24 protein-coding genes are annotated in these 25,590 nt (G+C 73.5%); 14 read left to right on the top strand and 10 right to left on the bottom strand.

The features are described 5' to 3' along the window. Positions 1-35 precede the first annotated feature (35 nt). Complete coding sequence (locus ACZ7G1_RS23670) at positions 36-788, bottom strand: hypothetical protein (RefSeq protein ID WP_470875787.1); 753 nt, start codon at positions 786-788, stop codon at positions 36-38. Positions 789-833: 45 nt separating this feature from the next. Continuing rightward, positions 834-1,415: a hypothetical protein gene (locus tag ACZ7G1_RS23665; RefSeq protein ID WP_470875789.1), complete on the bottom strand. Its 582-nt coding sequence runs from the start codon at positions 1,413-1,415 to the stop codon at positions 834-836. Positions 1,416-1,730: 315 nt separating this feature from the next. Between ACZ7G1_RS23665 and ACZ7G1_RS23660 the strand changes: the two genes are divergently transcribed. The 3 genes from ACZ7G1_RS23660 to ACZ7G1_RS23650 all read left to right on the top strand — a co-directional run bounded on the left by ACZ7G1_RS23660 (position 1,731) and on the right by ACZ7G1_RS23650 (position 5,100). Then, positions 1,731-2,798 (top strand): PP2C family protein-serine/threonine phosphatase, encoded by a 1,068-nt coding sequence (locus ACZ7G1_RS23660; RefSeq protein WP_470875791.1) that lies wholly within the window; start codon positions 1,731-1,733, stop codon positions 2,796-2,798. A 365-nt stretch (positions 2,799-3,163) separates the two neighbouring features. Further along, positions 3,164-4,507, top strand: a complete 1,344-nt coding sequence (locus tag ACZ7G1_RS23655; RefSeq protein WP_470875793.1) for a transcriptional regulator — start codon at positions 3,164-3,166, stop codon at positions 4,505-4,507. Positions 4,508-4,569: 62 nt separating this feature from the next. Beyond that, positions 4,570-5,100, top strand: coding sequence for an NUDIX hydrolase (locus ACZ7G1_RS23650; protein ID WP_376490123.1), 531 nt, complete (start codon positions 4,570-4,572; stop codon positions 5,098-5,100). Positions 5,101-5,181: 81 nt separating this feature from the next. Here the strand turns inward: ACZ7G1_RS23650 and ACZ7G1_RS23645 are convergent, their stop codons facing one another. After that, positions 5,182-6,042 (bottom strand): 3-hydroxybutyryl-CoA dehydrogenase, encoded by an 861-nt coding sequence (locus ACZ7G1_RS23645; RefSeq protein WP_470875795.1) that lies wholly within the window; start codon positions 6,040-6,042, stop codon positions 5,182-5,184. Positions 6,043-6,213: 171 nt separating this feature from the next. Here ACZ7G1_RS23645 and ACZ7G1_RS23640 point away from each other — a divergent pair, with 171 nt between their 5' ends. Further along, positions 6,214-7,512, top strand: a complete 1,299-nt coding sequence (locus ACZ7G1_RS23640) for a glycoside hydrolase family 10-like protein (RefSeq protein ID WP_470875797.1) — start codon at positions 6,214-6,216, stop codon at positions 7,510-7,512. A gap of 4 nt (positions 7,513-7,516) precedes the next feature. Here the strand turns inward: ACZ7G1_RS23640 and ACZ7G1_RS23635 are convergent, their stop codons facing one another. After that, complete coding sequence (locus ACZ7G1_RS23635; protein WP_470875852.1) at positions 7,517-7,720, bottom strand: DUF1918 domain-containing protein; 204 nt, start codon at positions 7,718-7,720, stop codon at positions 7,517-7,519. A 128-nt stretch (positions 7,721-7,848) separates the two neighbouring features. Next, the gene (locus ACZ7G1_RS23630) at positions 7,849-8,790 is read right to left on the bottom strand and encodes a DMT family transporter (protein WP_470875799.1); all 942 of its coding nucleotides are present in this window, start codon (positions 8,788-8,790) and stop codon (positions 7,849-7,851) included. Here ACZ7G1_RS23630 and ACZ7G1_RS23625 point away from each other — a divergent pair. The 4 genes from ACZ7G1_RS23625 to ACZ7G1_RS23610 all read left to right on the top strand — a co-directional run bounded on the left by ACZ7G1_RS23625 (position 8,789) and on the right by ACZ7G1_RS23610 (position 12,810). After that, on the top strand, positions 8,789-10,225 hold the full coding sequence (locus ACZ7G1_RS23625) for an aminotransferase-like domain-containing protein (RefSeq protein ID WP_470875801.1): 1,437 nt from the start codon (positions 8,789-8,791) through the stop codon (positions 10,223-10,225). The genes ACZ7G1_RS23630 and ACZ7G1_RS23625 overlap by 2 nt on opposite strands. Before the next feature lie 103 nt (positions 10,226-10,328). Then, positions 10,329-10,790, top strand: coding sequence for a GNAT family N-acetyltransferase (locus ACZ7G1_RS23620; protein ID WP_470875803.1), 462 nt, complete (start codon positions 10,329-10,331; stop codon positions 10,788-10,790). A 69-nt stretch (positions 10,791-10,859) separates the two neighbouring features. Further along, positions 10,860-11,435, top strand: coding sequence for a histidine phosphatase family protein (locus ACZ7G1_RS23615; RefSeq protein ID WP_026058682.1), 576 nt, complete (start codon positions 10,860-10,862; stop codon positions 11,433-11,435). A gap of 211 nt (positions 11,436-11,646) precedes the next feature. Further along, complete coding sequence (locus ACZ7G1_RS23610; protein ID WP_470875805.1) at positions 11,647-12,810, top strand: methyltransferase; 1,164 nt, start codon at positions 11,647-11,649, stop codon at positions 12,808-12,810. Positions 12,811-12,907: 97 nt separating this feature from the next. On the opposite strand, the gene ACZ7G1_RS23605 is transcribed toward ACZ7G1_RS23610, so the two are convergent. The 3 genes from ACZ7G1_RS23605 to argG all read right to left on the bottom strand — a co-directional run bounded on the left by ACZ7G1_RS23605 (position 12,908) and on the right by argG (position 16,748). Beyond that, positions 12,908-13,741, bottom strand: a complete 834-nt coding sequence (locus tag ACZ7G1_RS23605; RefSeq protein WP_470875807.1) for a sigma factor-like helix-turn-helix DNA-binding protein — start codon at positions 13,739-13,741, stop codon at positions 12,908-12,910. 112 nt (positions 13,742-13,853) lie between these two features. Beyond that, positions 13,854-15,167, bottom strand: a complete 1,314-nt coding sequence (locus ACZ7G1_RS23600) for a M48 family metallopeptidase (RefSeq protein WP_470875809.1) — start codon at positions 15,165-15,167, stop codon at positions 13,854-13,856. A gap of 135 nt (positions 15,168-15,302) precedes the next feature. Beyond that, positions 15,303-16,748, bottom strand: coding sequence for an argininosuccinate synthase (gene argG, locus ACZ7G1_RS23595; protein ID WP_470875811.1), 1,446 nt, complete (start codon positions 16,746-16,748; stop codon positions 15,303-15,305). Positions 16,749-17,040: 292 nt separating this feature from the next. Here argG and rox point away from each other — a divergent pair, with 292 nt between their 5' ends. From rox to ACZ7G1_RS23565, 6 genes are all read left to right on the top strand, one after another. Further along, on the top strand, positions 17,041-18,486 hold the full coding sequence (rox, locus tag ACZ7G1_RS23590; RefSeq protein ID WP_470875813.1) for a rifampin monooxygenase: 1,446 nt from the start codon (positions 17,041-17,043) through the stop codon (positions 18,484-18,486). An 89-nt stretch (positions 18,487-18,575) separates the two neighbouring features. Continuing rightward, complete coding sequence (gene argC, locus ACZ7G1_RS23585) at positions 18,576-19,604, top strand: N-acetyl-gamma-glutamyl-phosphate reductase (RefSeq protein ID WP_470875814.1); 1,029 nt, start codon at positions 18,576-18,578, stop codon at positions 19,602-19,604. Continuing rightward, on the top strand, positions 19,601-20,767 hold the full coding sequence (gene argJ / locus ACZ7G1_RS23580) for a bifunctional glutamate N-acetyltransferase/amino-acid acetyltransferase ArgJ (protein WP_470875815.1): 1,167 nt from the start codon (positions 19,601-19,603) through the stop codon (positions 20,765-20,767). The genes argC and argJ overlap by 4 nt, the downstream gene beginning before the upstream one ends. Beyond that, positions 20,764-21,669, top strand: a complete 906-nt coding sequence (gene argB / locus ACZ7G1_RS23575) for an acetylglutamate kinase (protein ID WP_470875816.1) — start codon at positions 20,764-20,766, stop codon at positions 21,667-21,669. The genes argJ and argB overlap by 4 nt, the downstream gene beginning before the upstream one ends. Next, complete coding sequence (locus tag ACZ7G1_RS23570; RefSeq protein ID WP_470875817.1) at positions 21,666-22,874, top strand: acetylornithine transaminase; 1,209 nt, start codon at positions 21,666-21,668, stop codon at positions 22,872-22,874. Before argB ends, ACZ7G1_RS23570 begins: the two co-directional genes overlap by 4 nt. A gap of 7 nt (positions 22,875-22,881) precedes the next feature. After that, positions 22,882-23,412, top strand: a complete 531-nt coding sequence (locus ACZ7G1_RS23565; RefSeq protein ID WP_033206443.1) for an arginine repressor — start codon at positions 22,882-22,884, stop codon at positions 23,410-23,412. Between the two features lie 13 nt (positions 23,413-23,425). Here ACZ7G1_RS23565 and ACZ7G1_RS23560 read toward each other — a convergent pair whose 3' ends face one another. Next, positions 23,426-24,118, bottom strand: coding sequence for a L,D-transpeptidase family protein (locus ACZ7G1_RS23560; protein WP_470875818.1), 693 nt, complete (start codon positions 24,116-24,118; stop codon positions 23,426-23,428). A gap of 75 nt (positions 24,119-24,193) precedes the next feature. Further along, positions 24,194-25,480 carry a hypothetical protein gene (locus tag ACZ7G1_RS23555; RefSeq protein WP_470875819.1) on the bottom strand — a complete coding sequence of 429 codons (1,287 nt, stop codon included), beginning with the start codon at positions 25,478-25,480 and terminating at the stop codon, positions 24,194-24,196. Between the last annotated feature and the right edge of the window lie 110 nt (positions 25,481-25,590).

Genomic DNA, 25,590 nt, shown 5'->3' with positions numbered 1-25,590 from the left:
GGCCCTCCGCCGTTCCCCGACCGCCGGGGCCGTGGCTAGCCCGGGGGCTTCGCGCAGTAGTGGAAGTAGTAGTAGAAGGCGCGTGCGTCCGTCGCGTTGAACTGCCCGCCCTCCAGGAAGCCGGCCACGGCCAAGGCCTTCTCCTGGATGCCCTTCGCGTACGTCTGCCAACTGACGGCCCGGTTCAGGAAGGCGGGATACCAGGCCTTGGCCAGGGCGGACCGGGCCTGGCCCTCGATCGCCTCCAGCGTGCCGTCCAGGTGGTCGTGGCTTTCGAGGGGTACGCCGAGCCGCTGTTTCTGGTCGTTCGAGAGCAGGGACCACGCCTCGCCGCACGCCACGTCCTCGATGACCGCTCTCGCCGTCTTCCTCATGTCCAGCTGCAGCGCGAACTGCGTTTCGAGCGGGGTGTCCGCGAGCGGGACGAAGGCCGCGCCCGTCACCGCGGCGGCGGTGTCGTCCACGCTCCCCCGCACGCTGATCGCGTCCAGCTCGGCGGCCATCCGTTCTCCTCGGGCGATGGCGGCCAGGACCGCCTCCGATGGGGCGGCGGGGACCGCCGAGAGGAGTTCGGCCAGCTTCGACCGCTGCTCGGCCAGCTCGGTGAGCACGGACGTCGCTCCAGGGCGGTACGTCTCCGTGAGGCTCTTGCTCCGGCTGAAGACGTCGTCGAAGGTCCGCAGCCAGACGGGGTTCGGCAGGGGCGGCGAGGGGGCGGCGGCGCCCAGGGTGAACGCGCAGAGCACGGCTGCCACGAGGGCGGCGGTGGTGCGGAGCGAGCGGAACACGGGGCCTCCCTCCGAAGGGGTTCCCTCCCGCACGCCGGGTTCGGTCTAGCGGGGGAGCGGGCCCACCACGATGTGTCCGGAGCGGGGGTCGCAGGCGCGGAGGGTTCCGCCGCAGGTGAGGTCGTCGGACGTGCTGGACTGCCAGCGCTGGTCGCCGAGAACGCGGTCGGGGGCGTTCGTCGGGCTCCAGGCGAAACCGAACACGATCCGGTACGTGCCCTCGCTCGTGGGGGGTTGGATCCAGACCATGGGGAGGGGGATCTCGTCCTCGCCGGGGATGAGCTGACCGCGGAACACCTGGTGGGCGACGTTGACCCATTGGGAGCCGTCCCACTGCTGGAGGTCGTAGGCGGCCACGACGTTCTGCGCGTCCGAGGCCGGGACGGCGGGTGAGCGGAACACCCGGGGCCTGTCGTTGGCGTGGAAGGTGAGTCGCTGATCCTGCGCGGTGGTGCCTACGTCGGACACCTGGACCTGGGGCAGTACCACCTGGCCGGGCTGTCCGCTCGTCGCGGCGGGGGCGTAGGCGGAGGCCGGGGCCGCGGTGCCCAGAGAGCCGCAGACGAAGGCGGCGGTGAGGGCGACCGAGGTGGCCAGGGCGCGGGAGGAGGTGCGGAACTTCATCATGAGCGGCCTCACATGGGACGATCACGGGGCCTCTGCAAGACTTCCTCCTTTCAGGTTATGCCCACGTGCCACACCTCGCTCGCGCAGCCGCCGAGCGGTTCTCGGGGCGTACGCCGGACCGGTATTCGCCCGCGCGTGCGCGTGGCGGAGCCCTGGCGAAGGGCGGCGCGCCGGGGGTGCTCACTCCTTCGGGTGAGATCGCCGTCGGGTGTTCCCGGGTGACCCGTACGGTCGGCAGAATCGACGCGGCCACAGGGGCGGACCTGTGGGCCGCAGGGCCTTCGGGCGCTGTCGGGGGCTCGGGAAGGGCCGTGCATGATCCGTACCAGGTCGTTGCTCGCCGATGGCTCCCGGCTCCGCCGGCTGGCCCCGCTCGCTCTGCCGTCCGCCTGGGGCGCGGTGGCCGTGGCATGGAAGTTCGGGTGTCCGCTGGCCCGGCAGCCGGGGCTGCCGATGAGGATCGCCACCAGCGTCGTCTTCCTGACCGTGGGCACCGGTCTGGTGCTCGGGCTCCGGCGGGGCCTCGCGCGCGAGTTGGCTCGGGTGCGGGCCGTCGCGGCCGCCACCCAGCGGGTCCTGCTGCGGCCGCCGCCGGCCCGGCTCGACGGACTCGCGCTGGCCGCGGGGCAGTTGTCGGCGACCCGGGGGGCGTGTGTCGGCGGTGATCTGTACGAGGCGGTGGCGACGCCGTACGGGGTGCGGATCGTCATCGGTGACGTCCGGGGCCATGGTCTTGCTCCGCTCGGTGCCGTGGTGGCGGTGCTGGGCAGTTTCCGCGAGGCCGCCCACGACGAGCCCGAACTCGGCGGCGTACTGCGGCGCCTGGAGCGGGCGCTGGAACGGCACCTGCGGGAGCGGGCGCGGGACGAGCACCCGGCGCGGGCCGGTTCGGAGCCGAGGCATCCGGCGGCGGAGGAGTTCGTGACGCTGCTGCTCCTGGAGGTCGGGCCCGATGGGCGGCTCTCCGTGTTCAACTGCGGTCATCCGGGGCCGTATCGCGTCGGGCGGCGGGTGGAGCGGCTGCCGGTGGGGGATCCGCTGCCGCCGCTCGGGGTGCTTCCGCTGCCTTCGGTCCTGGTGCCGTACGCGGCGGCCGGACTGCGGCCCGGCGAGACGCTCGTCCTGCACACCGACGGTGCCGAGGAGGCCCGTGACCACCGGGGGCGGTTCTTCGCGCTCGACGCCGCCCTGGCCGGGGCGGCCGCCGAGGCGCCGGCCGCGCTGGTCCGCCGGGTCCACGGGGCGCTGCTGCACCACACGGGCGGGCGTCTCGCGGACGACGTCGCGCTGCTCGTCGTACGCAACGACCGTGTCCGGGTGCCGGCGCAGCCCGCCGAACCCGGGCTGCGCCGCTCCCGGCCCGCGCCCTCCTCGCACTGCTGAGCGGAGGCCGCGGTGCCGGCGTCGCCCGCCCCGCCACGGAGTGTCGGGCAGATCAGCGGGGCGGGCGACGCGGACCGGGCGGCCGCACTGTTCGAGGGGGAGCCGGCGGCCCGGTCGTCGCCTTGCGGCGAGAAGCACAGTCAACCGGGGGCGGGCCGGGCGCGGCAGAGTACGCGGGCGGGCGGAACGAGTACTTCGTTCACACCCCGTGCGAAAGCGGCAGCCGTACCGCCGGTCCTGAGGACCTCGGGCGGGTGAAGTCGGCTCATACGAAAACGACTCGTACGCAGTCGAGCCGTATGAATTCGGCCACCCGAGGGGTCCTCGCGGCCCTAGGGTGAGTGCACCGAATCACCGGAGGGGCCATGCAGCCCAACACCCTGCTCGACGCCCTGCTCGACGAGGCGGGCGTCTCCCACGCAGGCCTCGCCGCCCGGGTGAACCGGGCCGGCCGGGCGAGGGGTCTCGCCCTGCGCTACGAACACACCGCGGTGGCGCGCTGGTTGAAGGGCCAGCGGCCGCGCGGCCAGGTGCCGGACCTGCTCTGCGAGGTGCTCGCGGCCCGGCTGCACCGGCAGGTGACGCTGGACGACATCGGCCTCGGGGTGCCGGGCGGGCCGCCCCCCGCGCTCGGCGCGCCGCTCTCGGGCTTCGTGGAGCGGGCGCCCGCCCTGTGGCGCTCCGACGAGCAGCGGCGGCCGCACACGCTCGGGGCGCAGGCGATGACCGGGACGCCGGCGGTGATGCCCGTGTGGGAGTGGGAGAACCCGCCGGAGGACGCGGACGTGTCCCGTGACGGGCGGGGCACGACGGTCTCGGCGGCCGACATCTCCGTGCTGAGCGCGGCCCGTTCGCACTACGAGCAGATGTACCGCAGGGCCGGGGGCATCGCGACCCGGGCCCGGATCGTCGGCTTCCTCACCACCGAGACCGCGCCGCTGCTGCGGGGCGCGTACAGCGACGCGCTCGGCCGGCAGTTGCACCGGGCCACCGGCGGTCTGGTCGCGGTGGCCGGAATCTGCGCGTACGACGCCGACGCGCACGGTCTCGCCCAGCGCTACTTCCATCAGGCGCTGCGGCTCGCGAAGGCCAGCGGGGACCGGGGGCTCGGGGCCTATGTGATCGCGCTGCTCGTCAACCAGGCGCTGTTCATGGCGGAGTACCGGCAGGCGGTGGCGTTCGCCGAGGCGGCGCTGCGGGCCGCGGGCCGGCAGATCACGCCCGCGCTGGCCGCCGATCTGACGGCGATGCAGGCGAAGGCGTACGCGCACCTCGGCGACGGGACGGCCGCGCTGGCCTGCATCCGGCGCGCGGAGACGGCGGCGGAGCGGATCAGCCCGGGGGAGGAGCCGGCCGAGACGGGGTACGTGCAGCCGGGGTTCGTCAACGTCCAGGTCGCCGAGGCGCTGCTGCGTCTGGGCGATCTCGCGGCGGCGCACGAGCACGCCTCGGCGGCGGTCGGCACGCCCTCGCACGACCGGGGCCGGGTGCACCGGCTCGCGATGCTGTGTCAGATCGAGCTGCGGCAGGGGGAGGCGGACGGGGCGGCGCGCACGGCGGTCGAGATGACGGAGCGGGCGCGGGGGATGGAGTCCAGGCGGCTGCGGGACCGGCTGCGTCAGGTGCGCGAGCAGCTCCTGGTGAGCGGCGGGCGGGACGCGTGCGAGGCGGCGGCGCTGATCGACGCGGCTCTGCGCGTTCCCCTGTGAGCCGTCAACTGCTGCGATATTGCCACCAAACAAGCACCGACCAGTCGGAAGGTGGCAAGAACGTGCAGTGGACGAAACTGAGCGAACGCTCTGTCTATGAGAATCGCTGGTTCCGAGTGAACCTCGCGGACGTCGAACTCCCGGACGGCCGCCACCTCGACCACTATCTGATCCGGCTCCGTCCGGTCGCCGTGGCGACCGCCGTCAACGACGCGGACGAAGTCCTGATGCTCTGGCGCCACCGCTTCATCACCGACAGCTGGGGCTGGGAACTGGCCGCCGGCGTCGTCGAGGACGGCGAGGACATCGAGGCCGCAGCCGCCCGCGAGATGGAGGAGGAGACCGGCTGGCGGCCCGGGCCGCTGCGCCATCTCCTCACCGTCGAGCCCTCCAACGGCCTCAGCGACGCCCGCCACCACCTCTACTGGGCGGAGCGGGCCACCTACACCGGACCGCCCGAGGACGCCTTCGAGTCCTCGCGGCGGGCCTGGGTCCCGCTGAAACAGATCCCCGACATGATCACCAGGGGCGAGATCCCGGCCGCCAACATGGCCGCCGGGCTGCTGATGCTCCACCATCTGCGCCTGGGCTGAGCGGGGCGCGGAAAGGCCGGACGGCCCGTACCTGTGCGGGTGTACGGGCCGTCCGGTGGCCGTGAGGCCAGGGGGAGAGGTTCAGGAGTACGGGTAGAAGCCCGAGCCCGTCTTCCGGCCGAGCCGGCCGGCGTCCACCATGCGCTGGAGCAGCGGGGGAGCGGCGTACAGCGGCTCCTTGAACTCGGCGTACATCGAGTCGGCGATCGAGGCGATGGTGTCCAGGCCGATGAGGTCGGAGAGCTTCAGCGGGCCCATCGGGTGGGCGCAGCCGAACTCCATGCCGTTGTCGATGTCCTCGCGGCTCGCGATGCCCGACTCGAACATCCGGATCGCGGAGAGCAGGTACGGCACCAGGAGCGCGTTCACCACGAAGCCGGAGCGGTCCTGCGCGCGGATCGCGTGCTTGCCGAGCGCCTTCTCCGCGAAGGCCTGGGCGCGGCTGATCGTGCCCTCGGAGGTGGTGAGGGCCGGGATCAGCTCGACGAGCTTCTGCACCGGGGCCGGGTTGAAGAAGTGGATGCCGATGACCTGGTCCGGGCGGGAGGTCGCCACGGCCAGCTTCACCAGCGGGATGGAGGAGGTGTTCGAGGCCAGGATGGCGTCCGGCCGGGTCATCACCTGGTCGAGCACCTGGAAGATCTCGGTCTTGACCTGCTCGTTCTCCACGACCGCCTCGATGACGAGGTCGCGGTCGGCGAACTCGCCCAGGTCGGTGGTGAAGCTGAGGCGGGCGAGCGTCGCGTCCCGCTCCTCCTCGCTGATCTTGCCGCGCTCGGCGGCCTTCGCCAGCGAGTTGTGGAGCCGTGTGCGGCCGATCTCCAGCGCTTCGCCGGTGGTCTCGGCGACCTTCACGTCGAGCCCGCTCCGGGCACACACCTCTGCGATGCCCGCGCCCATCTGGCCGCAGCCCACCACTCCGACGCGCTCAATGTCGGCCATGGAGTCCGTCACCTCGTGCCTTTCGCTCTTCTCTGGCGGCGGGCCCCCGTGTGATTCCGGTGCGTCCGCCTCGACCCCGACGACGTTACCGCTCATTAACCGATGATCGATCGTCCGGGGCGGGCATGCTGTTCCGGTGCGTGTGACGTATCCGACAGAGGAGGGGTACAAGTGCCGCCTATCGGCAGAAGAGGGTTCGTGGCCGGCGCCACCGGGGCGGTGCTCGCCGTGACGGGAGCGACAGGCGTGACATCGGCCGCGGGCTCTTCGGAGGGCGCGGGGGCCTCGCCGGCCGCCGGCTCGTCGGGGGAGCGGACCGCGTTCGCGGCGCGCCGCCGTCCCCGGCAGTTCCGGGGCGTGTGGGTGGCGACGGTCGGGAACCGGGACTGGCCCTCGCGCACCAGACTGACCGCCGCCGCACAGCGCGCCGAGCTCCTCGCGCACCTCGACACGGCGGTCGCGCGCCGCCTCAACACGGTGGTCCTCCAGGTCAGGCCGACCGCCGACGCGCTGTGGCCCTCGCCGCACGAGCCGTGGGCGCAGTGCCTCACCGGCACGCAGGGCCGCGATCCGGGCTGGGACCCGCTGGGCACGGCCGTCGCCGAGGCCCACGCGCGGGGCCTCGAACTGCACGCCTGGTTCAACCCGTACCGGGTCGCGAACCACACCGACCCGACCCGGCTCACCGCCGACCACCCGGCGAGGCTCCATCCCGAGTGGGTGGTGCCGTACGGCGGGAAGCTGTACTACGACCCCGGGCTGCCCGAGGTCCGGGGCTTCGTCCAGAAGGCGATGCTCGACGCGCTGCGGCGCTACGACATCGACGCCGTGCACTGGGACGACTACTTCTACCCGTATCCGGTGGCCGGGCAGGTCTTCGACGACGACGAGACGTACGCGCGGCACGGCGCCGGCTTCCCCGACAAGGCGTCCTGGCGGCGGAACAACATCGACCTGCTGGTCTCGGAGATGTCCGCCCGGATCAAGGAGATCAAGCCCCATGTGCCCTTCGGGATAAGCCCCTTCGGGGTCTGGCGGAACATCGCCACCGACCCGGAGGGCTCGGACACCCGCGCCGGGGTCCAGACCTACGACGACCTGTACGCCGACACCCGCAAGTGGATCCGGGAGGGCTGGATCGACCACGTGGTGCCCCAGCTCTACTGGAACATCGGCCTGCCCGCCGCCGACTACGCCAAGCTGCTGCCCTGGTGGGACGCGGTGGTACGGGGGACGGGCGTCGGCCTGTACATCGGCGAGGCGCTCTACAAGGCGGGCGACCCCGCGCAGCCCGCCGCCTGGCAGGACCCGAAGGAGCTGTCACGGCATCTGGCGCTCGCCGCGAGGTACCCGGCGGTCGGCGGGCACTGCTTCTTCGCGGCGACGGAGACGAGGAAGGACCCGATCGGGGCGATGGCCGCCGTGGTGGCCGATCACTACCCGACGCGGGTCCGTCCGCCGAAGGCGTGAGGGCTCAGCGGGCCCCTTGCTCCGGATGATGACGTACGACGGTGTCGGGGCCCGGTGACATCAGGGCCTCGTGACCGTCGTCGTCGAACTTCACGCGGTACGGGGGAGTGCCGTTCTCCCCCAGGACCTGAATGACCTCGGCCGTACGGTCGCCGTGACCGACGGTCCGGCCGTGCACCAGCAGTTTGTCGCCCACGCTCGCCTGCATCGGGGTGACCTCCTCGCGGCCGGGCTTGACCTGGTTGGGGCGTATATCTGCCATTGTGGCCCGCTTCACCCCACCACGTCATGTCAGCCCCCGGCGGTCGCCGAGCGCTCCCGCGCCGGTCCGCCCGGTCAGCTCTTCGCCCGCTGGGTCACCGCGATGCAGACGAGCACGGCCACCGCGGCGACCGGGGCGGCCAGCGGCAGCGACTCGCCGAGCAGGAAGACCGACCAGAACAGGGTCAGCAGCGGCTGGGCGAGCTGCAGCTGGCTCGCCTTCGGGATGCCGATCGACGCCATGCCCCGGTACCAGACGTACAGGCCGAAGAAGGTCGAGCCGGCGGCCACCCAGACGAGGCCGATGACGCCGTGGGCGTTCAGATGGACCGGCTCGACGGACAGCGCGACCGCCGAGGCCACCGCCATCAGCGGCAGGCAGAGGACCAGCGCCCAGCCGATGACCTGCCAGCCCGGCATGAGCCGCGCGAGCCGCCCGCCCTCGGTGTACCCGGCGGCGCACACGAGCAGCGCGCCGAACAGGTAAAGGTCGCCGCGCGACACGGCGCCGCCGCTCTGCTGAAGGGTGAACGCGATCACCACCACCGCGCCCGAGACGGCCGCGAACCAGAAGGTGCGGGACGGGCGCCGGCCCGTCCGCAGCGCGGCGAGTGTCGCCGTGGTGAGCGGCAACAGGCCCACGACGACGGCGGCGTGGGACGTGGTGGAGGTCTGCAGGGCCAGCGTCGTCAGGAGCGGGAAGCCGACGACGACACCGCCCGCGACCACCGCGAGACCCGCCCAGTGGCGCCGGTCCGGCAGCGGCACCCGGCCGGCGAGCAGGAACGCGCCCGCGATCAGAGCGGCGAGGGTGGAGCGCACGGCCACCAGCGACCAGGGGCCGAAGCTCTCCAGGCCCCAGACGGTCGACGGGAACGTCAGCGAGAACGACACCACGCCGAGGACGGCGAGCAGGGTGCCACGGCCGACGGGGTCGGCGGGGGTGGTGGTGACGGGCTGCCGGTCGGTGGTGACCGCTATCGTCCGGGAGGCAGTAGCGCTATCCTGTGTTTTCATGCATGAGCGTAGCAGTGTGGCGGAGCTGGCGAAATCCCTGAGGGAAGAACTCAACCGCTACTCGCCAGGTGGAAAACTGCCATCGAGTCGCGCCCTCGTCGAGCGGTACCGGGTCTCCCCGGTGACCGTCACCCGGGCCCTCGCCCAGCTCGCCGCCGAAGGGCTCGTCGTCACCCGCCCCGGCGCCGGCGCCTTCCGGGCCGAGCCCCGCACCCCCACGCCCGTCACCGGGGACACCTCCTGGCAGGAGGTCGCGCTCAGCGCCGACACCGCCACCGAACTCGTACCCCGGGCCGTCGACGCCTCCGGCGTCCTCGTCACGCTCTCCGCCCCGCCGCCCGGCGTGATCGAGTTCAACGGCGGCTACCTCCACCCCACCCTCCAGCCGCAGCAGGCCCTCGCCGCCGCCCTCGCCCGCGCGGGACGGCGCCCCGGAGCCTGGGGCAGGCCGCCCACCGACGGACTGCCCGAGCTGCGCGAATGGTTCGCCCGCGAGATCGGCGGCAGCGTCACCGCGGCCGAGGTCCTCATCACCGCCGGCGGCCAGTCCGCCATCACCACCGCCCTGCGCGCCCTCGCCCCGCCCGGCACCCCCGTCCTCGTCGAATCGCCCACCTATCCCGGCATGCTGGCCGTCGCCCGCGCCGCCGGACTCCGCCCCGTCCCCGTACCCGCCGACGCCGACGGAGTCCGACCCGAACTCCTCGAAGCCGCGTTCCGCGCCACCGGCGCCCGCGTGTTCGTCTGCCAGCCGCTCTTCCAGAACCCGACCGGGGCCGTCCTGGGCCCCGAACGGCGCCGGGAGGTCGTCCGGATCGCCCGCGCCGCCGGCGCCTTCGTCGTCGAGGACGACTTCGCCCGCCGGCTCGTCCACGAGGACGCGCCGCCCCTGCCCGCCCCGCTCGCCGCCGAGGACCCCGACGGCGTCGTCGTCCACGTCTGCTCGCTCACCAAGGCCACCTCGCCCAGCCTCCGCGTCGGCGCCCTCGCCGCCCGCGGCCCCGTCCTCGAACGCCTCCGCGCCATCCAGGTCGTCGACAGCTTCTTCGTACCGCGCCCCCTCCAGGAAGCCGCCCTGGAACTCGTCGGATCGCCCGCCTGGCACCGCCATCTGCGCGCCGTGACCCAGGAGCTCAGGAACCGCCGGACGGTGATGACCGGAGCCGTCGCCCACGAACTGCCCGGCCTCGCCCTGCCCCACGTCCCCTCCGGCGGCTACCACCTCTGGCTCCGCCTCCCCGACGCCCTCCCCGAGGCCTCCCTGGTCGCCGCCGCGCTCCGGGCCGGCGTCGCGGCCGCCCCCGGACGCCCCTACTTCTGCGCCGAGCCCCCCGCCGGGCACATCCGGCTGAGTTTCGCGGGTGTCGCGGGCCCCACCGAGATCGTCGAGGGGGTGCGCCGCCTGCGGACGGCCGTCGACGAGCTCACCCCGTGACCACCGGGCCGGGCCGGGGGCGTGCCCCCTGCCCGGCCCCGACCGGCCTTGGCCCCGGGCAAATTCGCCTGACAACCCCCGCCGCCCCTGGAAGCCTTCGGCCATGAACGACAGCGCGCTCCCCGCACCGCCCGCCGACTCCGTCATGCACGGGGCGTACGAGATCTCAGCCGACCCGGCACGGATCGACGCCGCCCTCGTCCACCACTGGCTCTCCACCGACGCCTACTGGGCCCTCGGCCGACCTCGGGAGAAGCAGGACGCGGCCATCGCCGGCTCGCTCAACCTCGGGGCCTATCACCGGGAAACCGGCGAGATGAGCGCCTACGCGCGGGTCGTCACCGACTACGCCACCTTCGCCTGGCTCTGCGACGTCTACGTCGACCGCCCGGCCCGCGGCACCGGCCTCGGCACCGCGCTCGTCACCGCCGTCCGCGACCGGCTGGCGCCGTACGGGCTGCGCCGCATCCTTCTCGCCACCGCGGACGCGCACAGCGTGTACGAGAAGGTCGGTTTCACGCCACTCCAGAATCCGGACAAGTGGATGGCTCTCGGGCAGCAGTGAGCCACAGCCCCGCGGGCCACCGGAATCTCCCCCTTGACCTGCGGGGCCACCGGCCTCACGATCGCGGCCATGAGTCTTCGGGTGACGCTCGTCACGGCGGCACGCAGCTCCTCCCTGCTCGCCGAACGCTTCGACGACGACCGGCCGCTCGACGAGGCCGGCTGGTACGAGGTGCAGCAGGCCGCGCCCGCGCTCATCCCGCTCGGCGCCGCCGAGCTGCGCTACTGCTCCCCGACCCCGCGCAGCCGCGCCACCGGCACCGCCCTCGGCTACGCCCCGCTCGCCCAGCCCGCCCTGCGCGACTGCGACATGGGCCGCTGGCGCGGACTGACCCTCGCCGAGGTCGCCGCCCTCGAACCGGCCGCCGTCGACGCCTGGCTCACCGACGCCCGCACCGCCCCGCACGGCGGCGAACCCCTCCTCGCCTTCATCACCCGGATAGGGAACTGGCTCGACACCCGGCCCGCCGACGACGGCGCCATCGTCGCCGTGGCCGAGCCCTCCGTCGTCCGCGCCGCCCTCGTCTACGCCCTGAAGGCACCACCCGCCACCTACTGGAACGTCGACGTCCGCCCCCTCTCCACCGTCACCCTCACCGGCCGCCCCGGCCTCTGGCACCTCCACCTCGACACCGCCCTGCGCTGAGGGCCCGGCACGGCCCCGCGCTGGGGTCCGGCACGGCCTCGCGCCGACGGCTCGGCACGGCCTCGCGCCGACGGCTCGGCACGGCCTCGCGCCGACGGCTCGGCACGGCCTCGCGCCGACGGTCCGGCACGGCCCCGCGCCCGCGGTCCTGCGCCGAACAGACGAGCGTCCGGCGGGCCGATCGCCCGCGACCGGCTAGCCTGAGCACACGATGAACCGTTTGACCACGTCATGGGGCGCCTTCACGCTGACCCGCTTCCCCGAGGACCCGCGCGACCAGCTGCGCGCCTGGGACGCGTCCGACGAGTACCTCCTCGGCCACCTCGCCGAGACCGGTACCGACCTGTCCGGCACCGTCGCCGTCCTCGGCGACCGCTGGGGAGCCCTCGTCACCGCCCTGCAGGCAGCGGGGCCAGGCGAGCTCGTCCAGATCTCCGACTCCTACCTCGGACGCCAGGCGACCCAGGCCAACCTGGCCCGTGCCGGGGCCGCCGCGGACGCCGTGCGTCTGCTCACCACCGAGGACGAGCCGCCCGCGCGGATCGACGTGCTCCTCGTCCGCGTCCCCAAGAGCCTCGCGCTCCTGGAGGACCAGCTGCACCGGCTCGCGCCCGCCGTGCACGAAGGCACCGTGGTCGTCGGCACCGGCATGGTGAAGGACATCCACACCTCCACCCTCAAGCTCTTCGAGCGGATCATCGGGCCCACCCGCACCTCGCTCGCGGTGAAGAAGGCCCGGCTGATCCACACCACCCCGGACCCGTCCCTCACCCCGGGCCGGAACCCCTGGCCGTACCGGTACGACCTCCCGGCCGACACCCCGGCGCCCGGCCTCCCCGGACTCACCGTCACCAATCACGCCGGCGTCTTCTGCGCCGACCGCCTCGACATCGGCACCCGCTTCCTCCTCGCCAACCTCCCCGGCGGCTTCGGCCGGGCCAGGGTCGCCGACCTCGGCTGCGGCAACGGCGTCGTCGGCCTCGCCATCGCCCTGCACGAACCCGAGGCGGAGCTGGTCTTCGCCGACGAGTCGTACCCCGCGGTCGCCTCGGCCGAGGAGAACTTCCGCACCCACGTGGGCGGCGGGCGCAAGGCGGAGTTCATCGTCGGCGACGGCCTCTCGGACCTGCCCGCAGGCTCGGTCGACCTGGTCCTCAACAACCCCCCGTTCCACAGCCACCAGGCCACCACCGACCGCACCGCCCGCCGCATGTTCGCCGACGCGCGCCGCGCACTCCGCCCCGGCGGCGAGCTCTGGGTCGTCGGCAACCGCCACCTCGGCTACCACGTCACCCTCCGCCGCATCTTCGGCAACAGCGAACTCGTCGCCAGCGACCGCAAGTTCGTCGTCCTCCGCGCCGTACGCCGCGCCTAGCCGCCTCGGGCCCGCCCCACCCGGCGGGCCCGACCGGCCTCACCCCACCGCTATCCGCCCCAGTCGCGGGAGCGTCATGGCGTCAGGCCAGGCGGTCTCACGAGTCGGGGAAGGCGAGGTCGAGGGCGCGGACCCGGTCCTCGCCGGTGGTCACGGAGAGGGTGGCGATGCGGTTCTTGCGGAAGGTGAACATCAGGGCCGCGACCGGGCGTCCGGCGGCGAACGCGACCGCGCCCACGGCCCCGTCGACCAGGGCGGGCCGGGACACGTCGGCGAACCGGGCGAAGGCGGCGGCGCCCTCGGCGACCGCCGGGGCGCCGTGCACCGGCCCGCGGTCCGAGTACGCCACCACGTCCGGATCGAGGACGGCCGCGAGCGCCCGGGCGTCACGCGCGCGTGCCGCCGTCAGGAACCGGTCCACGACCGCCCGTTGCCGCCCCGGATCCGGCGCCGGGCCCTCCCCGACGCCCCGGATCCGGTCCCGCGCTCTTCGCGCCAGCCGCGCCGCCTCCACCGGCGCCCCGCCGGTGATCCGCGCCGCCTCCTCCGGAGGAAGCCCGAACACGTCGTGCAGCACGTACGCGAGCCGCTCATCGGCCCCCAGCGACTCGAGGACGACGAGCAACGCCAGCCACACGGACTCGACATCAGCCCCGGCCGCGCCGCCCTTCGTCCCGGGAGCGGCGGCGGCGGGCGGCGGTCCGGCCGCCGCCCGCTCCCGCAGGCCGCGCACGCAGGTCCGGCCCACGAGGGCCGTCAGCCACGCGCGCGCGGTGGCGCCCTCCTCCCGGCCGAGTGAGGCCCGCGCCGCCGCGAGCATCTCCTCGGCCTCGGCGTCCGAGCCCATCATCCGGAGTGCCACGGCCCGCAGCTGGTCCTCGTACGCGTCGAAGCGGACGGTCAGGGCCGTCAGAAACGTGTCGTCGGACATGGCGTCTCCCTCACTCCTCGTAGGTTCCGTCACCCGGTTGACGCAACCGCCCGCCCGGATGTGACAGTGAGCGCCCCGGCCGAGCCCGTCGCCGGCCCCCGCGAACCCCGGGTCAGCCCCGTACGAGATCCCTGGCCACGCGGCGGGCGGGCTCGGCGAGTTCCGCCTCGACCCGGGCGGACCGCGTCGGATCGAGCACGATCCGGGCGGCGACCGGCTCGCCCTCCGCCAGCCGGCGGTGACGCAGATGGGTCGGGGGATGGGTGGAGTCCACCTGGTGCCCGCGCCGCTCGGCGGCCCGGCGCAGCCGCTCGTACTCGCGCTCCGGAACCGACGCGCCGTACGCGGCGATGCGCTCCCACAGCCCCTCGGCGGGGTCCTCGCGGCGCGCGCCGCCGATCCGGGTCCTGGCCGCGACGATCTCCCGGCGGAGCTCGCCGTCGACGCTGCCGGCGACGAGGAGGCGGTCCATCACGGCGGCCGCCGCGACCGCGCCGCCGACCCGCGCGGCGGACGAGTCGGCGAGGTACTCGGCGCGCTGGGAGTCGCGCAGGGTGAGGTGCTCGAGCAGGACGAGCGCTCCCTCGACGAGCAGCCGGGGCGGAGCGGTCAGGAGATTGGCCAGGTCGTCCAGGAGGCCGGTGGACGCGTGCGGGGCCAGCGTGTAGCGCCAGGTCGCCAGGGACTCGAAGGCGCTGCCGACGAGGAAGCCGTGCCGGGTGTCCCCGTGCGCGTAGTGGCCGAACTCGTGGCCGAGGAGCGCCACCCGTTCCTGCGGCGACGTGATCCGCCACAGGCCGAGACCCAGGCGGAGCACGCGGTGCCGGCGGATGCCGTACGTGCTGACCGAGGCGTTGGCCTCGGCGCCGACCACCACGGTCCGCACCCCACGCGTGCCGACCTGCTCCGCGACCTCGTCGAGCAGCGCGAAGAGCTCCGGCGCGTCCGCCCGCCGTAGGACGGGCCGGTCGCCCGAGATCCGCGCCAGCTTGCGGAACCGTGGCCGCAGCACGACGGCGAGCCCGATCATCAGGCCGCCGAACGCCGGCAGGAACCCGACCCCCCACTCCGCCACGAGCAGCCACAGCCCGCCCGCGAACAGCGAGACCGTCACCCCGTGCACCGCCACCGCGAGCCCGGCCGCCAGCCCACCGGCCGACCCGAGCCCCCGCCGCGCCTCCAGGGGAGCGGCCTCCGCCGGGCCCGTCGAGACCTCCGCGTAGAGCTGCTCACCGTGCCGCTGGGCCAGCCGCCGCCGGAGGCGTTCGATCCGGCCGCGCGGCTCCTCGTCGCGCTCGCCGGGGTCCACGTTCCAGTCGCAGGCGGCGCACCAGGTGACGTACTGTCCGCCGTCCGTGAGCCGTACCCCGCAGTCCGGGCAGTCCCGTTCGGCCTCCTGGCGAACCGCCTGTGCCGTCTCCGTCATCGCGCACTTCCCCCCGGCGGACGTCTTCGACGTCCGCCCGATCCGATCGTTCTCGTACGGCGTGTGAAGTTACGGAAAAGGCCGGCCCGGCGCCATAGGCGTCGGGCCGGCCTTTTCCGGTGCCGGGTGTACGGGTCAGTCGGTGCCGAACTCCATCGCGGCGCGGTCCAGCATCTCGTCGTCGTCGGAGACCTCGCCACGGGAGGCGATGGCCTCGGCGCCGCCCTCGGGCATGGTGCCGATGAGGCCGGTGGCGGCCGCCTGGGCGGCACCGATGGAGGGGCTGCCGCCGCCGATGAGGCCGAGGCCGGCGTACTGCTCCAGCTTGGCGCGCGAGTCGGCGATGTCGAGGTTCCGCATGGTGAGCTGGCCGATCCGGTCCACCGGGCCGAAGGCCGAGTCCTCGGTGCGCTCCATGGAGAGCTTGTCCGGGTGGTAGCTGAACGCCGGGCCCGTCGTGTCGAGGATCGAGTAGTCCTCGCCGCGCCGCAGCCGCAGGGTCACCTCGCCGGTGACGGCGGTGCCGACCCAGCGCTGGAGCGACTCGCGGACCATGAGGGCCTGCGGGTCGAGCCACCGGCCCTCGTACATGAGCCGGCCGAGACGGCGGCCCTCGTTGTGGTACTGGGCGAGGGTGTCCTCGTTGTGGATCGCGTTGACCAGGCGCTCGTACGCGGCGTGCAGCAGGGCCATGCCGGGGGCCTCGTAGATGCCCCGGCTCTTGGCCTCGATGATCCGGTTCTCGATCTGGTCGGACATGCCCATGCCGTGGCGGCCGCCGATGGCGTTGGCCTCCATGACGAGGTCGACGGCGGAGGCGAACTCCTTGCCGTTGATCGTCACCGGGCGGCCCTGCTCAAAGCCGATGGTGACGTCCTCGGTGGCGATCTCGACCGACGGGTCCCAGAACTTCACGCCCATGATCGGGTCGACGGTCTCGACGCCCGTGTCGAGGTGCTCCAGGGTCTTGGCCTCGTGGGTGGCGCCCCAGATGTTGGCGTCGGTGGAGTACGCCTTCTCGGTGCTGTCGCGGTAGGGGAGGTCGTGGGCGAGCAGCCACTCCGACATCTCCTTGCGGCCGCCGAGCTCCGTCACGAAGTCCGCGTCGAGCCAGGGCTTGTAGATCCGCAGGTGCGGGTTGGCGAGCAGACCGTAGCGGTAGAACCGCTCGATGTCGTTGCCCTTGAAGGTGGAGCCGTCGCCCCAGATCTGGACGTTGTCCTCGAGCATCGCCCGCACGAGCAGGGTGCCGGTGACGGCTCGGCCGAGCGGCGTGGTGTTGAAGTAGGCGCGGCCGCCCGAGCGGATGTGGAACGCCCCGCAGGTGAGTGCGGCAAGGCCCTCCTCGACCAGCGCCGCGCGGCAGTCGACCAGGCGCGCGATCTCGGCGCCGTAGGTCTTGGCGCGACCGGGCACCGAGGCGATGTCGGGCTCGTCGTACTGGCCGATGTCGGCGGTGTAGGTGCACGGGATGGCGCCCTTGTCGCGCATCCAAGCGACCGCGACCGAGGTGTCGAGGCCGCCGGAGAAGGCGATGCCGACGCGCTCGCCGGCGGGCAGGGAGGTGAGGACCTTGGACATAGGAAGAGTATGCATCATTCCGCATGGTCATGCAACGCCGGGTGTGACTCACCCTGGGGCGAAGGCCCCCCGCGGACCCTCGCCGACCGCCGCCGGCAAGTCGTGGGCAAGTCGTGGGCAAGCCGTCGGCAAAAAGAAAAGGCAAGGAGTTCCGCACCCCTTGCCACTCTCAAGGTATAGCGCACAGGGGGTCTTGCGGCAAGGCCCCCCTCGTCCCTCAGAATGCTCAGGCAAGCCCCCTGACCTGCGGAAACGCTCAGGGGTCCCAGAGTGCTGAGAACGGGGAACCCGAATGACGGACGTGATCGTGGTCGGTGGCGGACCGACCGGCCTCATGCTGGCTTCCGAGCTGCGGCTCGCCGGTGTGGACGTGGTGGTGCTGGAGAAGCTGGCGGAGCCGACCGCGCAGTCCCGCGGCCAGGGGCTGCACGCGCGCAGCGTCGAGCTGATGGATCTGCGCGGCCTGCTCGACCGGTTCCTCGCGGTCAGCGAGAAGTTCCAGGTCGGCGGTCTCTTCGGCGGCATCGCGAAGCCGTGGCCGGCCGAGCTGGACACGGCCCACCCGTACGGGCTCGCCACACCCCAGCCCGTGACCGAGCGCATCCTCAACGAGCACGCCCTCGAAGTCGGCGTCGACATCCGGCGCGGCCGGGAGGTGGTCGGGCTGACCCAGGACGAGGAAGGGGTGACCGTCGAGCTCGCGGACGGCGAGGTGCTGCGCTCGCGCTACCTCGTCGGGTGCGACGGGGGCCGCAGCGCGGTCCGCAAGCTGATCGGCGTCGGATTCCCCGGCGAGCCCGCCAGGGTCGAGACGCTGCTCGGCGAGATGGAGCTGACGGCGGACGCGGAGACGGTCGCCGCCGTCGTCGAGGAGGTCCGCAAGACCCAGCTCCGGTTCGGCGTCGTCCCGCTGGGGGAGGGTCTGCACCGCGTCGTCGCCCCCGCCGACGGCGTCTCCGAGGACCGCACGGCGGCGCCGACCCTGGAGGAGTTCAAGGAGCGGCTGCGGGCCGTCGCCGGTACGGACTTCGGCGCCCACTCGCCGCGCTGGCTCTCCCGCTTCGGCGACGCCACCCGGCAGGCCGAGCGCTACCGCGTCGGCCGGGTGCTGCTCGCCGGCGACGCCGCGCACATCCACCCGCCCACCGGAGGCCAGGGCCTCAACCTCGGTGTCCAGGACGCGTTCAACCTCGGCTGGAAGCTGGCCGCGACGGTCGCCGGCTGGGCCCCCGAGGACCTCCTCGACACCTACCACGCCGAGCGCCACCCGGTCGGCGCCGCCGTCCTCGACAACACCCGGGCGCAGATCACCCTCCTCGGCACCGACCCCGGCGCGACCGCGCTCCGCGCGCTGTTCTCCACGCTCATGGACTTCGAGGAGGTCAACCGTTACGTCACCGGCCTCATCACCGCGGTCGGCGTCCGGTACGACCTCGGCGACGGCCACGAACTCCTCGGCCGCCGCCTCCGCGACCTCGACCTCAAGGACGGCCGCCTCTTCGAGCTCCTCCGCACCGGCCGCGGCCTCCTCCTCGACCGCGCCGGCCACCTCTCCGTCGACGGCTGGACCGACCGCGTCGACCACGTCACCGGCCCCGCCCACGACCTCACCACCGGCGCCGAGCTCGACCTCCCCGCCGTCCTCCTCCGCCCCGACGGCCACATCGCCTGGATCGGCGCCACCCAGCCCGCCCTCCTCCCCCACCTCTCCCGCTGGTTCGGCGCCCCCAGGCCCTGAGTCCGGCGGTGGGTCCCGCATGGGCCGAATAGTCGTTGCATAAAACTGCGGAGGCACGTATAGTCATGCCATCCATGAGGAGGGTTTCCATGACGGTACGAGTAGCAGTGGCGGGCGCGAGCGGGTATGCGGGCGGAGAGCTCCTGCGTCTGCTTCTGGGGCACCCGGACGTGGAGATCGGGACTCTGACGGGGCACTCGAACGCGGGGCAGCGCCTCGGGGCGCTGCAGCCGCATCTGCTGCCGCTCGCCGACCGGGTGCTCGTGCCGACGACGGCGGAGGAGCTCGCGGGGCACGACGTCGTGTTCCTGGCGCTGCCGCACGGGCAGTCCGCCGCGGTGGCCGAGCAGCTGGGCCCGGACGTGCTGGTCGTGGACATGGGGGCCGACTTCCGGCTCGTGGACCCGGCCGACTGGGAGACGTACTACGGCTCGCCGCACGCCGGCACCTGGCCCTACGGCCTTCCGGAGCTGCCGGGCGCGCGCGCCGCGCTGGAGGGGTCCAAGCGCGTCGCCGTACCCGGCTGCTACCCGACCGCCGTCTCGCTCGCGCTCTTCCCGGCGTACGCGAACGGGCTCGCCGAGCCGGAGGCCGTGATCGTCGCCGCCTCGGGCACCTCGGGCGCGGGCAAGGCGGCCAAGCCGCACCTGCTCGGCAGCGAGGTCATGGGCAACATGTCGCCGTACGGCGTGGGCGGCGGCCACCGTCACACCCCCGAGATGATCCAGAACCTGAGCGGTCCGGCGGGGGAGCGGGTCACCGTGTCCTTCACGCCCACCCTGGCCCCGATGCCCCGCGGCATCCTCGCCACCTGCACCGCCGCCGCGAAGCCGGGCGTCACCGCCGAGTCCGTACGGGCCGCCTACGAGAAGGCCTTCGCGGACGAGCCGTTCGTGCACCTGCTGCCCGCGGGACAGTGGCCCGCCACGGCGTCCGTCTACGGTTCCAACGCCGTTCAGGTGCAAGTCACGTACGACGCGGCGGCGAACCGGATCATCGCCATCAGCGCCATCGACAATCTCACCAAGGGCACCGCCGGCGGCGCGGTGCAGAGCATGAACATCGCCCTCGGGCTCCCCGAGAGCACTGGACTTTCCACGATTGGAGTCGCTCCGTGAGCGTCACCGCAGCGAAGGGATTCACGGCGGCGGGCATCGCCGCCGGGATCAAGTCGAACGGCAACCCGGACCTGGCCCTCGTGGTCAACACCGGGCCCCGCCGCGCCGCCGCGGGAGTCTTCACCTCCAACCGCGTCAAGGCCGCCCCGGTCGTCTGGTCCCAGCAGGTCCTCGCGGACGGCGAGCTGACCGCGGTCGTCCTCAACTCCGGCGGCGCCAACGCCTGTACCGGCCCGCAGGGCTTCCAGGACGCCCACGCCACCGCCGAGAAGGTGGCCGAGGTCCTCACCAAGCAGGGCACCGAGGTCGGCGCCGGCGAGGTCGCCGTGGCCTCCACCGGCCTCATCGGCGTCCTGCTCCCGATGGACAAGCTTCTCCCCGGCGTCGAGACGGCCGCGGCCGAACTCTCCGAGCATGGCGGCGAGAAGGCCGCCATCGCCATCAAGACCACCGACACCGTCCACAAGACCGCCGTGGTCACGCGGGACGGCTGGACGGTCGGCGGCATGGCCAAGGGCGCGGGCATGCTCGCCCCCGGCCTCGCGACCATGCTCGTCGTCCTCACCACCGACGCCGACGTCGACGCCGCGGGCCTCGACGGCGCCCTCCGGGGCGCCACCCGGGTCACCTTCGACCGGGTCGACTCCGACGGCTGCATGTCCACCAACGACACCGTCCTCCTGCTCGCCTCCGGCGCCTCCGGCATCACCCCCGCCGCGGACGCGTTCACCGAGGCCGTGCGGGCCGTCTGCGACGACCTCGCCCGCCAGCTCATCGGCGACGCCGAAGGGGCCAGCAAGGACATCCGCATCGAGGTGATCAACGCCGCGACCGAGGACGACGCCGTCGAGGTGGGCCGCTCCATCGCCCGTAACAACCTCCTCAAGTGCGCCATCCACGGCGAGGACCCCAACTGGGGCCGGGTGCTCTCCGCCATCGGCACCACGGCGGCCGCCTTCGAGCCGGACCGGCTGAACGTCGCCATCAACGGCGTCTGGGTCTGCCGGAACGGATCCGTCGGCGAGGACCGTGACCTCGTCGACATGCGCTACCGGGAAGTCACCATCACCGCCGACCTGTCGGCCGGGTCCGAGTCCGCCGTCATCTGGGCGAACGACCTCACCGCCGACTACGTCCACGAGAACAGCGCGTACTCGTCATGACCAACACCGCGCGGAAACACACCGCCCTCCCGAAGGCCCAGATTCTCATCGAGGCTCTTCCCTGGCTCACCCGTCATCACGGCAAGACGGTCGTCATCAAGTTCGGCGGCAACGCCATGATCGACGACGACCTCAAGGCCGCCTTCGCCCAGGACGTCGTCTTCCTGCGGCACGCCGGCCTCAAGCCGGTCGTGGTGCACGGCGGCGGTCCCCAGATCAGCGCCGCCCTCGACCGGCACGGCATCGTGAGCGAGTTCAAGGCCGGCCTGCGGGTCACCACCGAGGACGCCATGGACGTCGTACGGATGGTGCTCGCCGGCCAGGTCCAGCGCGAGCTCGTCGGGCTGCTCAACCAGCACGGCCCGCTCGCCGTCGGACTCACCGGCGAGGACGCCCACACCATCACCGCCATCAAGCACCAGCCGGTCATAGACGGCGAACGGATCGACATCGGCCGGGTCGGCGAGATCACCGCCATCGACACCGGCGCCATCGAGGCGCTCCTGGAGGACGGCCGGATCCCGGTCATCTCCTCGATCGCCCGCTCCCAGGACGACGGACATGTCTACAACGTCAATGCTGATACGGCGGCTGCGGCACTCGCTGCGGCGCTTGGCGCCGAGACCCTGATGGTCCTGACCGACGTCGAGGGCCTCTACGAGGACTGGCCGAACAGCGACGAGGTCATCAGCCGGCTCACCGCGAGCCAGCTGGAGAAGCTGCTGCCCGAGCTCTCCAGCGGCATGGTCCCCAAGATGGAGGGCTGCCTGCACGCCGTGCGCAACGGGGTCACCACGGCCCGCGTGATCGACGGACGGGTGCAGCACTCGATCCTGCTGGAGATCTTCACCGACGAGGGCATCGGCACGATGGTCGTGCCGGACGATCAGGGGGCGAAATGAGCGACAAGCCGACCAACGCGGAGCTGACCCAGCGGTGGCAGGGCGCTCTCATGAACAACTACGGCACTCCCAAGCTGCCGTTGGTCCGCGGTGAGGGCGCCAAGGTCTGGGACGCCGACGGCAAGGAGTACCTGGACTTCGTCGGCGGCATCGCCGTCAACGCCCTCGGCCACGCCCACCCGGCGGTCGTCGAGGCCGTTACCCGGCAGATCCAGAGCCTCGGCCACGTCTCCAACCTGTTCGTCGCCGAGCCGCCCGTCGCGCTCGCCGAGCGGCTCCTGAGCCTCTTCGGCCGGCCCGGCAAGGTCTTCTTCTGCAACTCCGGCGCCGAGGCGGTCGAAGGCGCGTTCAAGCTCGGCCGGCTCACCGGCCGTTCCCACCTGGTGGCCACCCAGGGCGGCTTCCACGGCCGGACCATGGGAGCCCTCGCGCTCACCGGCCAGCCCGCCAAGCAGACCCCGTTCCTGCCGCTGCCCGGCGACGTCACCCACGTGCCGTACGGGGACGTCGAGGCGCTGCGGGCCGCGGTCACCGAGGACACCGCCCTCGTGATCATCGAGCCCATCCAGGGCGAGAACGGCGTCGTCGTCCCGCCGGCCGGCTATCTCAAGGCCGCCCGAGAGATCACCCGCGCCACCGGCACCCTCCTCGTCCTCGACGAGGTGCAGACCGGCGTCGGCCGGTGCGGCCACTGGTTCGAGTACCAGGCCCACGAGGGTGTCGAGCCGGATGTCGTGACCCTCGCCAAGGGGCTCGGCGGCGGTCTGCCGCTCGGCGCCACGGTCGCCTTCGGGGAGGCCGCGGAGCTCTTCGGGCCCGGCCACCACGGCACCACCTTCGGCGGAAACCCGGTCGCCTGCGCCGCCGGCCTCGCCGTTCTGGACACCCTCGGCGCCGACGCGGCCCTCGATCACGTGAAGGCGGTCGGGGAGCGGCTGCGCCAGGGAATCGAGGGTCTGGGGCACCCTCTGGTCTCCCACGTCCGTGGTGCGGGCCTCCTGCTGGGTATCGTGCTCACCGGGCCCCTCGCACCCCAGGTGCAGCAGGCGGCCCAGGACGCCGGCCTCCTGGTGAACGCGCCCGCCCCCGATGTCGTACGGATCATGCCTTCGCTGCTCCTCACCGACGCCGAGGCGGACGCCTTCCTCCAGGCCCTGCCCGGAGTCCTCGACGTGGCGAACGGGCAAGGACGAAGCGGAGAATGAGACGACGATGACCGACGCGCAGGAGAACGAGCACGGAGGGCCGTCCGTTCCGCAGACCCGCACCGCCCGCCACCGCAGGATCGTCGACATCCTCAACCGGCAGCCGGTGCGCTCGCAGAGCCAGCTCGCCAAGCTCCTCGCGGACGACGGACTGAGCGTCACCCAGGCGACGCTCAGCCGCGACCTCGACGAGCTCGGCGCGGTGAAGATCCGCAACACCGGTGGCGAGCTGATCTACGCGGTGCCCAGCGAGGGCGGATTCCGCACCCCGCAGGCCCCGCTGGGCGAGTCGGCCAAGGAGGAGCGCATGCGGCGCCTCTCCGGCGAACTGCTGATCTCCGCCGAGGCCTCGGCGAACCTGGTGGTCCTGCGGACCCCGCCGGGTGCCGCCCAGTTCCTCGCGTCGGCCATCGACCAGGCCGAACTGCACGCCATCCTCGGCACGATCGCGGGTGACGACACCCTGCTGCTGATCAGCCGGGACCCCACCGGTGGCCAGGCGCTCGCCGACCACCTCCTGAAGCTGGCCCAGAAGTGAGCCGCTTCGCCGCTCAGTAGCGCGTGATCGCCGTCGGACCGCCCCGCGTTCCGACGGCGATGTGCGGCCGCCGCGCGGGATCCGCCCAGGCCAGCACCGCGCGCATCGCCTCCGCCGGTACCGATACGCAACCGGCCGTCGCGCCACGCCCGTTGACGTGCAGGAAGATCCCGGCCCCGCGCCCGCGCACCGGCCGGTCGTAGTTGAACCCGATCACCATCGCGTACGCGTACTGCGTGCCGTACGCGACGAGACGCTCCGCCTCCGCCGCCCGGCAGTCCGGCGGCAGCCCTTCCACCCAGCGGTTGTACGCGCGCGCGTCGTTGTCCTGGCACCACCAGGACCGCCCGGTCGCCCGCGCGTACGCGAACCGCGTCCCGGCCGGCGCGGCCCGCACTCCGAACGCGTACGGCAGCCGGTAGATCCCGGTGGGCGTCGTGTTCGTCCCCTGCCGCCGACCGGTCCCCTCGGTGAGCCCGTTCGCCCCGAACCGCGCCGGCGCCGACCCCACCGCGACCCATCGCCCGCCCCGCCGGTCCCACCACGTGACGGTGCCCGTCGTGGCGTCGGCGGCCGCCGCCTCCGCCGTGATCAGCTGCGAACCGCCCCCGGTGTCCGCCATCCGCTCGGGCAGCGGCACGGGCGCGGGTGCGGGCGCCGCGCCCAGCGAGAGCAGGGCGGCGCCGAGGACGAGAAGGGTGCGCATGTCGTGACGCTAGGTGCGGCGGTACGTCCCCGCTTGCCGTACGGGGCCGTTCGGCGGCACCCGGGGGCCGGGCGCTCAGCGGTGGAGCAGGGCGCGGGAGTGCGACCGCAGCTTCGGCTCGGCGTCGTCGAGGAGCGACCAGGCGATCCTCCGTGCCTCGGGGCCGGTGCACCCGGCGGTCAGCAGCCGGTACGCCCCCACGCGCACGTGCCCGGGGAACTCCGGCCGTAGGCGGGTCCGCAGCGGGTCGAGCGGCAGCCGGTCCGCCCAGGGCACGAGGGCGGCCACCGTCTCCCGTACGACCCGGGGCGAGGGGTCGTCGAGCAGGAGCAGCAGACGCGGCACGTCCGGTGACCGGAGGACGCGCAGTCCGGCCACGGCGTGGGCGCGGACGCCGGGGAGCGGGTGCTCCGTGAGCCCCCACAGCAGGTCGGCGTCCCCGCGGTCGCCGCACTCGGCGAGGCCGAGGGGCGCGGTGCGGGGGACCGTGCCGGCCGAGCACAGTGCCCGGTAGAGCGGGGCCGGCTCGGTGCCGTGCTGCCGGAGCACGTACCGCGCGCACGCCCGCACCAGGGCCGACCGGTCCGTCAGGAACGCCTCGGCCTCCGCCGGGCGTCCGGCCCGGCGCAGTGCCGTCACGCCGGCCGCCCGTACCCGGGGGTGCGGGGAGCGCAGCAGCGGCGCGAGCAGGTCCGTCCCGGTCCCGGGACCGACCCCGGCGATGACGCCGTCCCCGCAGATGTCCCGCACCACCACGTCCGGGTCGGTCGCGGCGAGCAGGGCCGACCGTTCGGGGGAGAGGTGCCGCCGCTCGGCGGCGATCCGGTGGGCCAGGCGCCGGGAGGCCCGGTCCTCGCTCGCGAGGACGGCGTCGAGGACGGGCCCCGGGCAGTCGCGGAGCGCGGCCGTCAGCAGGTCCAGGGCCGCCCCGCCGTGCCCGCGTCCGGAGATCCGCAGGACGACGGCCGCGAGGACCGGGACCGTCTCGGCCCCGGCGTCGGCGAGCGCCGTGCGGAGCAGGCCGCGCGCCGCCTCGCGTACCGGCGCCGCCCAGTCCGCGCAGCGGATCGCCACGAGGGGCAGCAGCGGCCGAAGCGCCGCCCGGGGCAGACCGGCCGCGTGCCGGAGGGCGTCTTCGCGTATCCGGCCGTCGGGGGCGCAGAGCGCGAGGGCGAGTGCGGGCTCGTCGGGTGTGCGGGCCGGCGGGTTCGGGGCGGGCGGCGCGGACGGACGCGTGCGGGCGAGCTCCCGTACCGCGCGGTCGAGTCCCGTCCAGGCGCAGGCGTCGGAGGTGTCGATCGTGGAGGCGAGCGGCGTTCCCCGGGCGAGCCGGACGGCCGCCGTCGTGTCCCTGTCTTCCATGGGCGGAGGGTAGGGGCAGGGTGGTGCGGGGCGCCGCCGGTTTTCGTCGCCGCGGGCGTCGCGCGCGCGTGACGCGGCCCGCCGCGCGAACCGCGATTGACAAAACATAC

The sequence above is a fragment of the Streptomyces sp. NPDC037273 genome (genome assembly GCF_055603625.1).
The sequence above is the reverse complement of the archived record's forward strand: the minus strand, read 5'-3'. Positions and strand labels throughout refer to the sequence as shown.

What these genes read in the sequence shown, in the direction of transcription:
- ACZ7G1_RS23645 (WP_470875795.1), bottom strand. Translation starts at nt 6,042, where the DNA reads ATGGCCGACATTGAGCGCGTCGGAGTGGTGGGCTGCGGCCAGATGGGC.
- ACZ7G1_RS23615 (WP_026058682.1), top strand. Translation starts at nt 10,860, where the DNA reads ATGAGTCTTCGGGTGACGCTCGTCACGGCGGCACGCAGCTCCTCCCTG.
- ACZ7G1_RS23565 (WP_033206443.1), top strand. Translation starts at nt 22,882, where the DNA reads ATGACCGACGCGCAGGAGAACGAGCACGGAGGGCCGTCCGTTCCGCAG.
- ACZ7G1_RS23630 (WP_470875799.1), bottom strand. Translation starts at nt 8,790, where the DNA reads ATGAAAACACAGGATAGCGCTACTGCCTCCCGGACGATAGCGGTCACC.
- ACZ7G1_RS23610 (WP_470875805.1), top strand. Translation starts at nt 11,647, where the DNA reads ATGAACCGTTTGACCACGTCATGGGGCGCCTTCACGCTGACCCGCTTC.
- ACZ7G1_RS23655 (WP_470875793.1), top strand. Translation starts at nt 3,164, where the DNA reads ATGCAGCCCAACACCCTGCTCGACGCCCTGCTCGACGAGGCGGGCGTC.
- ACZ7G1_RS23555 (WP_470875819.1), bottom strand. Translation starts at nt 25,480, where the DNA reads ATGGAAGACAGGGACACGACGGCGGCCGTCCGGCTCGCCCGGGGAACG.
- rox (WP_470875813.1), top strand. Translation starts at nt 17,041, where the DNA reads ATGACGGACGTGATCGTGGTCGGTGGCGGACCGACCGGCCTCATGCTG.
- ACZ7G1_RS23600 (WP_470875809.1), bottom strand. Translation starts at nt 15,167, where the DNA reads ATGACGGAGACGGCACAGGCGGTTCGCCAGGAGGCCGAACGGGACTGC.
- argG (WP_470875811.1), bottom strand. Translation starts at nt 16,748, where the DNA reads ATGTCCAAGGTCCTCACCTCCCTGCCCGCCGGCGAGCGCGTCGGCATC.
- ACZ7G1_RS23560 (WP_470875818.1), bottom strand. Translation starts at nt 24,118, where the DNA reads ATGCGCACCCTTCTCGTCCTCGGCGCCGCCCTGCTCTCGCTGGGCGCG.
- ACZ7G1_RS23660 (WP_470875791.1), top strand. Translation starts at nt 1,731, where the DNA reads ATGATCCGTACCAGGTCGTTGCTCGCCGATGGCTCCCGGCTCCGCCGG.
- ACZ7G1_RS23570 (WP_470875817.1), top strand. Translation starts at nt 21,666, where the DNA reads ATGAGCGACAAGCCGACCAACGCGGAGCTGACCCAGCGGTGGCAGGGC.
- argB (WP_470875816.1), top strand. Translation starts at nt 20,764, where the DNA reads ATGACCAACACCGCGCGGAAACACACCGCCCTCCCGAAGGCCCAGATT.
- ACZ7G1_RS23620 (WP_470875803.1), top strand. Translation starts at nt 10,329, where the DNA reads ATGAACGACAGCGCGCTCCCCGCACCGCCCGCCGACTCCGTCATGCAC.
- ACZ7G1_RS23635 (WP_470875852.1), bottom strand. Translation starts at nt 7,720, where the DNA reads ATGCAGGCGAGCGTGGGCGACAAACTGCTGGTGCACGGCCGGACCGTC.
- ACZ7G1_RS23625 (WP_470875801.1), top strand. Translation starts at nt 8,789, where the DNA reads ATGCATGAGCGTAGCAGTGTGGCGGAGCTGGCGAAATCCCTGAGGGAA.
- ACZ7G1_RS23665 (WP_470875789.1), bottom strand. Translation starts at nt 1,415, where the DNA reads ATGATGAAGTTCCGCACCTCCTCCCGCGCCCTGGCCACCTCGGTCGCC.
- argC (WP_470875814.1), top strand. Translation starts at nt 18,576, where the DNA reads ATGACGGTACGAGTAGCAGTGGCGGGCGCGAGCGGGTATGCGGGCGGA.
- ACZ7G1_RS23605 (WP_470875807.1), bottom strand. Translation starts at nt 13,741, where the DNA reads ATGTCCGACGACACGTTTCTGACGGCCCTGACCGTCCGCTTCGACGCG.